General features: G+C 35.5%; 14 protein-coding genes. 10 read left to right on the top strand and 4 right to left on the bottom strand.

What is annotated here, in order from left to right; genetic code table 11:
* The first annotated feature begins 43 nt into the window (after positions 1-43).
* Positions 44-664, top strand: a complete 621-nt coding sequence (locus tag ACYQ1I_RS11335; protein WP_459765412.1) for a response regulator transcription factor — start codon at positions 44-46, stop codon at positions 662-664.
* A gap of 1 nt (position 665) precedes the next feature.
* On the opposite strand, the gene ACYQ1I_RS11330 is transcribed toward ACYQ1I_RS11335, so the two are convergent.
* Complete coding sequence (locus ACYQ1I_RS11330; RefSeq protein ID WP_459765410.1) at positions 666-2,165, bottom strand: aminotransferase-like domain-containing protein; 1,500 nt, start codon at positions 2,163-2,165, stop codon at positions 666-668.
* 125 nt (positions 2,166-2,290) lie between these two features.
* Between ACYQ1I_RS11330 and ACYQ1I_RS11325 the strand changes: the two genes are divergently transcribed.
* Together ACYQ1I_RS11325 and ACYQ1I_RS11320 are read left to right on the top strand one after the other, a co-directional pair.
* On the top strand, positions 2,291-3,007 hold the full coding sequence (locus ACYQ1I_RS11325; protein WP_459765408.1) for an AzlC family ABC transporter permease: 717 nt from the start codon (positions 2,291-2,293) through the stop codon (positions 3,005-3,007).
* On the top strand, positions 2,997-3,320 hold the full coding sequence (locus ACYQ1I_RS11320) for an AzlD domain-containing protein (protein ID WP_459765406.1): 324 nt from the start codon (positions 2,997-2,999) through the stop codon (positions 3,318-3,320). The genes ACYQ1I_RS11325 and ACYQ1I_RS11320 overlap by 11 nt, the downstream gene beginning before the upstream one ends.
* A gap of 56 nt (positions 3,321-3,376) precedes the next feature.
* Here ACYQ1I_RS11320 and ACYQ1I_RS11315 read toward each other — a convergent pair whose 3' ends face one another.
* The 3 genes from ACYQ1I_RS11315 to ACYQ1I_RS11305 form a co-directional block, all read right to left on the bottom strand.
* Positions 3,377-3,559, bottom strand: coding sequence for a hypothetical protein (locus ACYQ1I_RS11315; protein ID WP_459765404.1), 183 nt, complete (start codon positions 3,557-3,559; stop codon positions 3,377-3,379).
* A gap of 31 nt (positions 3,560-3,590) precedes the next feature.
* Positions 3,591-4,907 carry a helix-turn-helix domain-containing protein gene (locus tag ACYQ1I_RS11310; RefSeq protein WP_459765402.1) on the bottom strand — a complete coding sequence of 439 codons (1,317 nt, stop codon included), beginning with the start codon at positions 4,905-4,907 and terminating at the stop codon, positions 3,591-3,593.
* Positions 4,908-5,225: 318 nt separating this feature from the next.
* Positions 5,226-6,509, bottom strand: coding sequence for a hypothetical protein (locus ACYQ1I_RS11305; protein ID WP_459765400.1), 1,284 nt, complete (start codon positions 6,507-6,509; stop codon positions 5,226-5,228).
* Positions 6,510-7,067: 558 nt separating this feature from the next.
* Between ACYQ1I_RS11305 and rhuM the strand changes: the two genes are divergently transcribed.
* The 7 genes from rhuM to ACYQ1I_RS11270 all read left to right on the top strand — a co-directional run bounded on the left by rhuM (position 7,068) and on the right by ACYQ1I_RS11270 (position 13,461).
* Positions 7,068-7,463: a RhuM family protein gene (rhuM, locus tag ACYQ1I_RS11300; protein WP_459765648.1), complete on the top strand. Its 396-nt coding sequence runs from the start codon at positions 7,068-7,070 to the stop codon at positions 7,461-7,463.
* Positions 7,464-7,692: 229 nt separating this feature from the next.
* On the top strand, positions 7,693-8,877 hold the full coding sequence (locus ACYQ1I_RS11295; protein ID WP_459765398.1) for a helix-turn-helix domain-containing protein: 1,185 nt from the start codon (positions 7,693-7,695) through the stop codon (positions 8,875-8,877).
* 345 nt (positions 8,878-9,222) lie between these two features.
* The gene (locus ACYQ1I_RS11290) at positions 9,223-9,438 is read left to right on the top strand and encodes a hypothetical protein (RefSeq protein ID WP_459765396.1); all 216 of its coding nucleotides are present in this window, start codon (positions 9,223-9,225) and stop codon (positions 9,436-9,438) included.
* Positions 9,439-9,885: 447 nt separating this feature from the next.
* On the top strand, positions 9,886-10,794 hold the full coding sequence (locus ACYQ1I_RS11285) for a GNAT family N-acetyltransferase (RefSeq protein WP_459765394.1): 909 nt from the start codon (positions 9,886-9,888) through the stop codon (positions 10,792-10,794).
* Positions 10,769-11,176, top strand: coding sequence for a hypothetical protein (locus ACYQ1I_RS11280; protein ID WP_459765393.1), 408 nt, complete (start codon positions 10,769-10,771; stop codon positions 11,174-11,176). The genes ACYQ1I_RS11285 and ACYQ1I_RS11280 overlap by 26 nt, the downstream gene beginning before the upstream one ends.
* 454 nt (positions 11,177-11,630) lie before the next feature.
* Positions 11,631-11,777, top strand: a complete 147-nt coding sequence (locus ACYQ1I_RS11275; protein WP_459765391.1) for a hypothetical protein — start codon at positions 11,631-11,633, stop codon at positions 11,775-11,777.
* Between the two features lie 163 nt (positions 11,778-11,940).
* A complete protein-coding gene (locus ACYQ1I_RS11270; protein ID WP_459765389.1) occupies positions 11,941-13,461 on the top strand; it encodes a radical SAM protein in 1,521 nt (506 codons plus the stop codon).
* Positions 13,462-13,471 lie beyond the last annotated feature (10 nt).

The raw sequence follows: 13,471 nt of genomic DNA, 5'->3' as shown, positions 1-13,471 counted from the left end.
TTAATCTGACTTGAGAAGATAATATAATAAAGGAGGCAAAACCGTGAGAATTTTAATCGTTGACGATGATCCCCTGGTTTGTCAAAGCCTTCAGGTGTTGCTTGACCGGGAAGGGGATATAGAGGTAATAGCCTTGGCCGAAAATGGAGCCCAGGCCATTAATATCTGTGAAACGGAAAAGGCTTTACCCGATGTGGTTTTAATGGATATTCAAATGCCCATAATGGATGGCATACAGGCCACAAGACAGATTAAGCAAAGGTGGCCCCAGGTCAGGGTAATGATGCTGACAACCTTTCAGGATGAACAAAATATTCGCCTGGCTCTGCTGGCGGGGGCCGAGGGCTATCTGATAAAATCTACTGAGGTTTCAAGCATGGCTCAACAGCTTCGGGCTATGGAATCAGGCAGCTCGGTACTTGACAATAATGTTTTAAAACAAATTATGGAGCCCCGTAGAAAGCCCCTTCGTCAGCTTACCCCCCGGGAACGAGACATAGCCGAGCTGGTGGCCCAGGGGTTTTCAAATCAGGAAATTGCCGAACAGCTTTACCTTAGCCAGGGGACGGTACGGAATATGCTATCTATCATATTAGATAAGCTAGAGCTTCGAGATCGAACCCAGCTGGCAATCTACTATTGGAAAAGCCATACAGAGGATTAGGTTAAACAATAGGGTGGTGAGAAGCAGGGGAAAGACCTTCTTTACTTCGTCTTTTAAGGGCCTCAAGGGCCTTGGCCAGCCGCTTTATCCCCTCTGTAATGGCATCTTCCCCCTGAGTGACATAGCACAGCCTTACAAAGGGTTGATTTCTTGTATGAAAGAAAAAGGCGTCACCGGGAACAAACACCAGGCCAGCCTTGGCCCCCTCATCCATGAGGGCTGTGGTGGAAACCGGAAATTTAATTCGACACCAAATATAAAAGCCCCCCTGGGGTAGGGAAAAGTCAATCAAGTCGCTACAATAATGCCTCAGGGCTTCTGCCATCACATCTCTTCTTTTTTTGTATATCTCCCTGACCATATTAATATGGGCCTTCCAATGTCCCTCCTTTAAATATTGTGTTAAATACAATTGAGATAAATTACTGCTATGGAGATCAACCAATTGCTTTTCCATGGTCAATCGATCTAAAAGGGCTTCATTGGCTACTATAAAACCAATTCTTAGGCCAGGAAAAAGTATTTTAGAAAAGGTAGAAATATAAATTACTCCCTCAGACCTTTCCAGTGACCGAATGGGGGCGGGGGACTGTTCTTCATAGGAAAGTAAGCCATAGGGATCATCTTCAATTAAGAGTACCCGGTATCGTTTAGCCAGCTGATTTAATCCAGCCTGCTCTCCCGGTGAAAGGGATCTGCCAGTGGGATTTTGATAGCAGGAATTGACGTACATGCACTTGGGCCGATATCTGATAAAATAGTCCTCCAGCAGATCGAGGGAAAAATCCTTTAGGGAAAAGGGAAGAAGCCTGGCTCCGGCATTTTCAAACACTTGTATTGCTCCCAGATAGGCGGGGGATTCAACCACAACATAGTCGCCGGCGGTCACCAGGGCTCTGCTGATGAGGTACAGGGCCTGTTGGGAACCCGATACGACCATAATCTGATTAAGGGCCGCCGCAATTTTTCTTTCCCGTACAAAGTTAACCAGCTCTTCACGCAGGGGCCAGTAGCCTTCAGTTGGAATATGGCTTAAGGCAGGGGCTGAAACAATATTTTCCACTGTTCTAAAAAAGTTCAGGGGATAAATATCAGGGTCAGGTACACCTGCTCCAAAGGAAATAGAATTTTCAGTCTCAACGTTTGCTACTAAATCCCGAAGTAAATTGGCGGTTGGGCTTTGCTGCATGGGAGGAATAATTTGAGACCAAGGTAATTCTGCCTCCCCCTGAGGATTACTATTTTGGGCCAATACGTAGGTGCCACTGCCTACTCGGGTTTCAATCAATTCTCGCTGTTCTAAAATTCGATAGGCATTAATGGCGGTCGTTCTGCTCACCTTGAACATTTCTGCCAACTCCCGTTCAGGGGGGAGCTTTGCTCCGCTTTTTATGATCTGGTTTTCGATATAGCTGGTAATTAAATCGGCAATTTGAAGGTATCTTGCTTTTCCTGAATCGGCATCCAACTCATGGGAATTAAGTAAATTGTACATATCCATTTTTTAAAATACCCCCTTTTGGTATCCAATTTATAATTATTATTATCTAATTGGATATTTACTTTGATTCTCCTGCCTGGTAAAGTAAATATATTATTTTTATTTTTGAGAAGGGAGAAGTTGTAATGGGGAAGACAATTGACAGACCGATTGTACTCAATGAATTTAAAGCTGGCGCAATAGATAGCATTCCCCTGTTGATCGGGGCCGTTCCCTTTGGTATTACCTGTGGTATTATGGGAATCACAGTGGGGCTGAAGCCCCTGGAAACGATAATGATGTCTGCCATTGTTTTCGCAGGCTCCGCCCAATTTACCGCCATTACCATGCTGGGGGCCGGTATAACAGGAGGGCTTATTGTGGCCACAACATTATTATTAAATCTAAGGCACTTATTAATGGGGTTTTCTCTGGCACCCCATATGGAAAAGCTGCCGGTGCCCCTACAGTCGCTGCTGGCCTTTTTAATGACCGATGAAGCCTTTGCTGTAGTCAGCTCCAGAATAATGAGCCATGGATACAACAGCCACTACCACCTGGGGGTAGGCCTGAGCTTATATGGAACCTGGTTTGCTGCTACAGCCCTGGGGGTTTCTCTAGGAGCTTATATTCCTAATCCCTTGGATTGGGGCCTTGATTTTGCCATGCCGGCAACTTTTTTAGTTTTACTATTGCCCCTTTTGTCAGACAGGAATAATCGAATCATCTGTATTGTGGCGGCGATTACGGCTGTCATCACAGCCCTTTACTTGCCGGGAAAATGGTATATTATCATTACCTGTCTGCTTTCATGCCTGGTGGGGGGACTGCTGACTAAGGGGGATGAGAAAAATGCGTTATAATGTAATGATCATTATTTTAGCCATGGCAGTAGTTACCTTTTTAACTCGGATTGGAGCCTTTGCATTGTTCAAGGTTACCGGGGTTCCTCCATGGCTTCACCGATGGATTAAGCCCGTACCGATTGCCATTTTAACCGCTTTAATCGTTCCATCTTTATTGATGCCCCAGGACACCCTGGATATTTCACTATCTAACCATTATCTTTTGAGCGGTATAGTAGCAGCGCTAGTGGCTTATAAATCAAAAAGTATTGTTTGGACTTTAGGTTTGGGAATGACTACAATGGTTTTGTTGAAGGTAGTGGGGGGATGAAAAAACAAGGCACAGTAAATGTACTGTGCCTTTATTGAAAAATACTCTGTTGATGTTTAACGTTCCATTGGGTTAGGGTTACTAAAGGTTGTAAAACCACCATTAAATGATTGTGTAATTATAGACTTGTCCCTAACTTGTTTGCACTTGCTAAAATTAGAATTAATTCCAATAGCCTGGACAGAAACGAATAGTGAAAAACATATTGCTATTGATAAGATTTTACTTAATTTTTTCATTATAATTACCTCCCAAGATTATTATGATTAATTATATACCTTCACTTCTAATTGCTCTTAGTTTAGATGTATAGATTAGGCATTTTTCCATTTCCCCAGTTAGATAACAGAGGTCAATATAATATGTATAAATGTAAAATAACATATCTTTGAGATTGTTTTCAATTATAAAACACTCTAGCTTTTCCAAAATATTTTTTGCCTTAACATATTTATTTGTTTCAAGGTATATCTCAACTAATAAAAAATGCAAATCAAGTATTGTTTCAAATTTAGCCACTTTTTCTGCTAAAATCAGCCCATTTTCTATTAAAGAGATAGCGTTTTTGATTTTCCCTAACTTCCAATATATCCGAGATTTATTAAGGTATAAATATGGTAAATAATTAGCTTCTATATCGTCTTTAAATTCAAATGAAACATCTATATATTGTAGGCTCTTCTCATAATCTTCTTTTGCTTGATATAATTGGGAAAAGTTTTCAAATACTAGCATTTTTGTATTTACTGAAAGCTGTTTTTTCAATAGCTTATTATACAATCGTATAGCTTTATCATAGTTACGTAGATCACGATAAGTATTAGCTTCTAACAACGACATTAGATTATAAATATCTTCTTCATGTTCGGGTAATTGTTTGAAGCTTGCGATTTCTTGTAGAGTTGAGTCGTATTTTTTCTGACTACTGTAGCAAAGAGTGAGATTATAATGTAATAGCATTCTATCTCTACTGGTATTTTCAGTTGAATAATTTTGAACAATATTAAATGCCCGATTGTAGTAAAGTAGAGCTTGATCATATAGCATTAACTGATAATGACAATTGCCGATACGAATATATAAAGAAATAGCCTTATCATAGTTTTTTTTCTCTAAATAATATTCCTGTGCACTGATTGAGTCGCTTATTGCTTCATTATATCGATACGTATTAAAATAGTATTTTCCTCTTGTTTCATATAACTGTGCTACCATAGAATCAAGTTTCCATTGTCTAGCGAATTCTATAAGCTTTTTAAAATTTTCAACTACTTGATTTTCGTTTCCCACCATAGGATGATCAATTAATTGCTGCATTTCATCGAGCCGTTCTTTAATTAACCGTTGGGCCTGTTCAACCTCAGATTCTAATAAATAATCAGGTGTAATTTTCTTCCCTAAATTAATATAGTATTGATTTAATGAATCAGCGATAACTTTAGCCGCACGATAGGTTAAATTTCGTTTGTTGTTTTCAATCATACTGATTAAGCTTCGTGTTATTTCGTCGTTTGTCAAGTCATCTTGATTTAATCCAATGTCGATTCTTAACTGCTTAATTTTTTCCCCCGTACTGATAATTTTCATAAGTTTTTTATCCCCCCTTTGTCCTATAATTCAGAAAAGTAAAACACTTCCATTTAATAATAATATAACGATAAATAAACTCCTTGTCAATCTGTAAAGTCAAATCGTGTTGAACGAAAAAAACATAATATACCCTAAATTTATTGAAAATTACAGAATTCTTATTAAATATGCATTTTTTTGTACAAAATAATTTTTTTTTAACTAAACTTTGTGTTAAATTCATGTAACAAGGATGGAGTTTTGATTTGAAATGTTAGTTACTTTTTTAGGGGGACAAATAAAGGAACCAATAAATTCATTGGTTCCTACTATAATCTATACTGCTTCTTTTCTTAGGGCCCTTAATTTAGCAGTACATTCCTTACATTTTTCTATTTCCCCTATTCGGCTGTAAAATTCTATTTGATAGGTGTATATGTCGATTAAACCTTTATTAATACTGTATAATTTAAGATAATCTTCTAATTGATGCAGACTTTCTTCAATTTTCTCATAATATTCTTGTTCATAAAATAATTCTATTAGCAAGAAGTGTAAATCCAATAGCGTTTCAACATTTAATGCTTTCTTGCAAAGCTCAATTCCTTTTTGTGTCAGATCAAGAGATTTTTGATGATTACCTAATTTCCAATGGGCTGTAGCTTCACATAGATACAAATAAGGAATATAGGAAGAATCTAATTCATCTTTTGGATAGTTATGGGAATGTTTAATGTAATTAAGACATCCATCATAATCCTCTGTAAGTTGGCATAATTCGGCGTAATTTTCATATACTAATGTTTTTGTATTAGTAGTTAATTTAGACGATTGCTTTAATAATTTATTATAGATTCTTTTCGCTTTATCATAATTTTTAAGGTCTCTATAAATATTTGCCTCCATTAATAATATAAGGAAATGATAATCATCCTCTTCCGTTGAATAGATTTTAAACAGTGAAATTTCTTTTAATGCTAAGTCATATTTTTTTTGATTATAGTAACATAATACACGATTATAATATGCTATTAATTTACCCCTTTCTGCATTTTCAATGGTACAAGTATCCATCAATTCAAGGGCACGATTATAATATACTAAGGCTTGTTGATACAACATTAAACGAAAAAAATTATAGGCAATACGAAAATAAAGCCTTACAGTTTTATTATAATCACTTAAAGAAAGATAATATTCAACTATTGTTAATATGTTGCTGATAGCTTCATTGTACTTATGAGAATTAAAATAATATTCACTTCTTCTCTCAATCAATTCAGCCACAAGTAAATCCAGCTTCCACTCTTGGGCAAAGCTGATTAACATTTCAAAGCTTTCTTCGGTTTGTCTTTCTTGAGCTATATTAGGCTGATCAATTAGAGGTCTCATTTCCTCAAGTCTTTCTCTGATAAGGCGTTGGGCCTGTTCCACCTCGGTTTCCAGTAAATAATCTGCTGTAATTTCCCTGCCAAGGTTGACATAGTATTTGTTCAAAGCCTCGGCAATGACTGTGGCAGCCCGGTAAGTAAGGTTTCTTTTGTTGTTTTCAATCATGCTGATTAAGCTCTTGGTTATTTCGTTGTTGGTTAAATGCTCCTGTTTAAGCCCTATATCCATCCGTAGCTTTTTGATTTTTTCCCCCGCGCTAAGTATTTTCATTTGATTCTCACTTCCCCCAAATTTTTATCCTAAAAGTAAAACGCTTCCATTTGTCACAAATATATACATAATGGCTTCATTTGTCAATATCTAAAGAGAAAAAACTTCTCATTTTGTCTAAAAATATTATAATTTTCAATCTTGAGGCAAATATAATAACATTTATAATTTTTTTAACATCAAAAAAGGTACTTTGGAATTTATGCCGAATATTAAAATGTAAGATATTAGAAAACAAATATAATATTTGGTATTCAATTTTAATTAATTACATGAAAGAGAAAATGTCATTCAAATAATTCTAGTTATGAAAAAACACAAAAAATGAAAGCAAAACTATAAATCTGTAATATGAATTAAGTTCTTGTTTATCTTTTAAACTGTAGATGAGAAAAAACATTTTTAAATTATATAGTAGAAGAATAGGCCTCGAGTGAATTACTTGGATCTGTGCACCTTAAAAAAATCTATGCTGATGGTGAAATAACATAAGAAGCAATTATCTGAAAAAATCGGATAGTTCAAAAAGAGGGAACCCGAGAAATAAACAGAGATGTTCTGTTCAGTAATCTTGATGCCATCATATCCGTTGGCTATCGTGTGAATTCATTGAGAGCAACGCAATTTAGACAATGGGCAACAGCGTGCTGCGAAATTTGTAATCCGGGGGTAGAAAGCCAAGCTGAAAGAAACATCCCTATGAGAATGGAAGACTGGGCTAAGGAGCTAAACGAATTCTTACAATTCAATAAAAAGGATATATTAGAGAACGCAGGAAAGGTGACGGCTACTATTGCAAAGGAATTTGCAGAGAGTGAATTTGAAAAATACCGTATCATTCAGGACAGGATCTTTCAATCTGATTTTGACAGATTAACAAATAGCATTAAGAATGATGAAAGTAATAAGTGACTATTCGTATTATAAAAACATCTGTAAAACATATACAACGCATTGTGAAGTATTCACTAAACTTGAAAAATTATAAAAGTTCGTAATATCAAAGGATTAGGCCCTTGAGTGTGATGAAGAACAACCAAAGGTTTTCTGTCATGGTGATGATAAAACTTTGCATTTAAATACACCTACTGCAAAGAATGTCTTCAAACTCTTTGATATAATCCTTACAGGAGGTGAGGTTATGGATTGGCAGAAGCGAATGAACCAGGCAATGGCATATATTGAAAACAATCTTTCTAACAAGATAGACTATTACGTAGCAGCGCAATTTATGAACTGCTCTGAATGGGAGTTTCGGCGGATTTTTTCTTTCCTAACTCAAATCTCATTATCCGAGTATGTTCGCCGCAGGCGATTAACTGTGGCAGCCTTGGATATCCAAAAAGGAGAAAAAATAATTGACATTGCACAGCGTTATGGCTATCAATCCCAAGCTGCATTTTCTAGAGCCTTTAGTCAATTACATGGTTTAGCACCATCCTTGGTTCGAGACAAGGGGGTAACGTTTAAACCTTTTCCACGCCTTACCTTCAAATTAGTATTAATGGAGGGCGTTGTCGTGGAGAAGGATTCAAATCAAAGAGCAAACATTATTGGGGCCGGAGAGGTTGGCTATGCTATAACGGTCGATATGGACAAGGATACTGTACATAAAACAAACGAAATTTTCTGGAATACAAAAGGGAATGATGTTGTAGGAACAACTGCCCTGCCCTTCTATGGCGCATTTGTTTCAGAAGAAAAGTGCCAACTTTTTGGCAATATATCAGGAAAAAAGATACTGGAGATAGGCTGTGGAACTGGTCACTCCTTGCAGTATATGGGTGAATGCAAAGCATCTGAACTATGGGGCATGGATATATCAAAAGAACAGATTGAAAAGGCGGAGCAACATTTAGCGGCATGCAATTTTTCAGCAAATTTGATTTGCTCCCCTATGGAAGAGGAATGTGGCATACCAGCAGATTATTTTGACTTTGTTTATTCGGTCTATGGCATAGGCTGGACTACAGACCTTGAGGGTACTTTTTGTCGGATTGCTTCTTATCTCAAAAAAGATGGTGTTTTTATTTTCAGTTGGTCTCATCCCGTACACAAATGTGTTGCAGTAGAAAATGATATGCTTGTTTTCAAGAAATGTTATTTTGATGAATCTTGGTATTCGGTATCTGTTGATGGTGGTGTACTATCCTTATCAGACCGTAAACTATCAACTTATGTGAATGCGCTAGCAAAAGCTGGATTTGTCATAGAGAAAATGATTGAGGAGTCTGATAATGAAATATTGCAATCGAAGGACAGTAGTTTTGCCCAAAAAGCAAAGATGCTTCCGGTAACTTTTGTTATCAAGGCAAGAAAACGATAAGAGCACTAAATTTCAGTTTGAATTTAAGAGGTTTGGGTAAATATGCCCGGCCTCTTTTATGATTGTATATATTTAATCAACTTATAGTAAATAAATTAATTTGCCAATGAAATTAGGTATGGATATGGAAAAGAATTTTATATATAAGAAAATTATGAATATACAAATTTCTACAAAATATTCAGAATTTATTTGATATTATTAGACAATAAGTAATAACTTACAGCTTGTGATATTAATATTATTTAAAATAATCAAAAAAGCTGAAAAAGGCCTGAAGAGAACTTACTAGGAGAATATTTTTAATGCTTCATTATAAAATAAAATTGAAGGGAGAGGTTAATAATGGATAAAAGTCAATATTTATATAAATCTCCAGAAGAAAGTTTGTATTATTATGCTAAAAAAGTTGAAACCCCTTGCTTGATTTATGATTTTATGCAAATAGAACACACAGTAAAGGTTATTCAAAGTTGTTTTTCTAATTGCACCTACCTTTATTACACTTGTTTATGCCACGGTGATAAATTCCATGCAGAACTATCAACAGTAACCATCTGACAATCCAAATCTTGTCTTTCGCAGACTGACATTACTTGAGTCACAAGATATCCACTTAATGTCACTAATGCTCCACTTGGTTCAAAATAAATTTTCATTTTCCTGTGGTTTCTTTTACACCAATCTTTTAAGTCCGAATCAATTGCCTTCATATAAAATATGAGTTTAAAAAGATTTAGAAAAAAAATTAAATGAGCTTTCAATTGAAAGCAATACTTTAGAAATTGAAAAAGAAATTGGTAATTTAAATGTAGAAGTATGTGAAAGTAATCCTTTTGATATGGATTTGACTATTTTAGGAGGTAGTCGTCCAAGAACACATTAATGTAATCTTAAAGCAAAAATAAGTAAAACATATTTTATTTAGTTATTAAAAACATACTTGTGTCTTGATGATTATATATACATTGCTATTGGAAACAGGACTTATTGGAGGAGGAGTATTAAATGTATCAAATCAAGATAATTAATTTAAAAGAATTTAGTGAAGTTCACTATAAGTTATCAGATATGTTAATTAAAAAGATACATAAAGAGAAATTTCTTGAGATGGGTTATCCAAGATGTGATAATTTTAAAGAACTTGTTTCAGAAATTGAAATTTATAAGAACACCCTTGAAAATTCTCTGATAGCTATTTATGATGAAAGGCACTTTATTGGTTTAATTGGATTACTGTTCAGTCCAGAGAATGAATTTGCCTATTTAATTGGACCATTATTGGGAAAAGAATATCATTCTGAAGAAAATGTTCGCCAAATTATAGAAAAATACCTTGTAAAATATGCAAAACAATTTAAAAAAATACAAGTGGTTATTTCCGATAATAATATAGTTAGTAAAAAAGTTATTCAATCATTGGGTTGGACTTATAAAAAAACTCAGAAAGAAATGTGTTTTGATTTAGTGAATTGGAAAAGTCAATATATAAAATTATCATGTATAGAAACGGTATCCATATGTGATTCAAAAATGAAAGCTGAAGCTATGAATGTATTTTATAATGTATTTAATTGGGAAGAATCAAGTGATATCGAAGAAGAATTATTTACTGAGGGTAAAGTTGCAGTTTATAGAGATTCAAATGCTGAATGTGTTGGAGTTGTCCAATTTTGTATGGTAGAAGGCACAAATTTTTCGAGATTAGAATATGTTGGTGTTAAAAGTAATTGCAGGAGTCAGGGGGTAGGTGCTTCTTTGATAAGACATGTCTTAAATGAAAGTGAAAAAAGAGGTAAAGAGAAGGTTTTTTTAAGCACAGACTTTGATAATCAAGCTGCGAATTTATATCAGAAATTAGGTTTCTATGAAACTGTCATTTCACAGATATATGAAGGCTGTGGTTTCAATGGATAAAAAATTGTATAAAACTCATGGAAGTTTATGTATATTGCATGATTCAGGAGAAAATATACTTTACAGTACGACAGAAGGTTGGCAAACACCAATCAGTGGACTTTTACAGGAATTTATTTATAGATTTTACATACCTAAAACTTTACCATCTGCTATAAAAGAAATTTCTGAGCAATTCAAAATTGATGCAAAACAAGTTCAAAATATCTTAGATAATTTAATTCAAAGGAAAATTATCGTTCATTATGACCTACAAAAAAAACGAAACATATCAACTGTTGGAGGAATGTTTAATGCTCCAATTTTACCATTAAAAGAAGCAATAGATATTGATGATATTGATGTTGTTTTTTTGGATTTCCATACGATCTATCTGTTATAAACAAACCAGGCTGCCGACATGCAACTCAATACATAAGACATAAACCACAACGACATTTATCATTATACTCTGGAACTTCATTTTTTTATAGCCTAAAAATCCCACTCTAACACTCTCTCATTATATTATCGAGACTACCTATCTATTATGCTGTAGTTAAAAACGGCTTTCCACTTTAAATAATGAGTTAAAGATGTTCCAATATACAACTTCTAATAGATAATAATTATCCATTGTAATCAAAATGTAATAAATAAAAAGGTTGAATCTTCAAATTTTTACAAAATATTCACTATTTATAATGTTATAATGTTTAAAAATAAAATAACAAAATTTAAAATGTTAAAATAAATCTATATGTTTTGTAATGTATAGAGGTTAGCTGCTATAAGTTTCAATTAGGTTCTTTATTCTTGTATATAAAGGGATAGGTTAAGAAAGGGGGAGAAGAACGATGAAAAAGGCATATCAATCACCGGCTTCTGTTAGTTTTGGTGGTGAAATTGAACCTGATGGCGCACTCGTTGCTGTAGTTGTGGGTGGTATTGTTGGAGGTGCTGGTTGGGCTATTGGAATCGGGCCAGCCTGGATCTGGGGTTAATTCCATATAAGATTTATTTGTACAAGCAGTTTTGCAGTAGCGTTTAATTAACAAATATAAATAACGCTAATTACACCTATCCCTTATATAAATAAAAAAGCTATCAGATTTTCTTTTTCCAAAGGTGAATAGAACAAAAAATACTGTAGAAGGAGAAAAATATATGCGTACTAATATCGACCAGCTATTAAACTGTACTCCCAGCTTCAACGGCAGGCTCAGGAAGGAATCCTGGGGAGGAATATATATGTTAAGAAACAGCCTTACCATCGATGTAGTCAATGAGATCGCCTATGACATACTCTCAAAGTGTGATGGCAGGCATACTGTTAATGACATTATCGGTCAAATGCAGGAAGAATATGATTCAGACGAGCAGACTATATACAATGATGTAATCAATTATATTGGTTTTGCCTTAAACAGGCGAATTGTAAAGGATGAAGGCTTTGACATCAATCAGTTTAAAGCGTTGAATGGCCAGGATGAGGCAGCAGTAACGGTGCAAAAAAGATTTGAGGAATATGGTTTGAATTTTAATGTTCAATCCCGGGAAAAGCCCCCCTTTTTTAAGGGAAAGGGGATTTTGGGACTAGAGCCCAATGTGCTATCGGCGCCATTAAATGTATTAATTGAATTTACCCATAACTGCAACCTGAAATGTATTCATTGCTTTGCAGATGCTGATTGTAACGTTACTCCCCAGGGATACCTAGAGGGTGAGTTAAGTGCAGCGGATTGGATTAAGGTAATAGACAATTTGGCTGACGCTGGAGTATTTGAGGTTTTTGTATCTGGCGGTGAAGCCATGATGCGTAAGGATATTTTTAAAATTATGGAACGGATTACAGAAAGATTTGGTGGTTTTTGTCTGCTATCCAATATGACCTACATAGATCATGAAGCTGCTCAAAAATTAAAGGAATTAGGATGCTACAAGGTTGAGGGGAACCTTGATGGCTACGATGCAGCAACCTATGATGAATTTAGAGGAGTTAAAGGCTCCTTCGAAAAAACGGTAAAGGGTATTCAAGCCTGTCTTGAAAATGGAATACCCGTCAGGTGTAATGTTACTGCCACCAAAAAAAATATATACAATCTGAAAAAAATCATTAAAACCGCCTATGAAATTGGAGTGAGGGAATTGGTAGCAATCCCCCTTGAGCCTGGTGGCAGGGCTAGAAGCAATTGGGATGAAATCAATATACCCATAGAAGAAGGGGCAAGGCTGGAAAAATTTTATAGAGAGGTAAAGGAGTGGGCCAACCAGGAGTATGGCGATGAATTTTTCCTGGTGGTACCAACAAGTACCTTTATGCGGGATGAAGACGATAAGGTAATGCAAATTATGGACCCCAACCGTATATTACCCTTCTGCGGTGCAGGAAAATTCCATTGCTCTATTAATCCCCATGGAAATGTGATCCTGTGTCCTGCTGCGGGCAGCAGCATTGAAATTACTCCCGGTGATTGTTTAAACATGGATTTTAAAGAGGTGTGGGTACAGGCCGATGCCTTTAGAAAGATAAGAAGCTATGATTTACCTTGCTATGAAAGCTGCGAATTTCAAAATTGTACAGGCGGGTGTCATGTCAGGGCATTCCAAAAATATGGCGAGGTGGTAGGTAGTCCTGGGGAAGATTGCAGAAAGGTACAGATGAAAAAGCTAGGCAAGACGGTATAAAAACCAGCGA

It is taken from the genome of Alkaliphilus crotonatoxidans (assembly GCF_054658015.1).
This window is presented reverse-complemented; position numbering and strand designations above follow the sequence as displayed.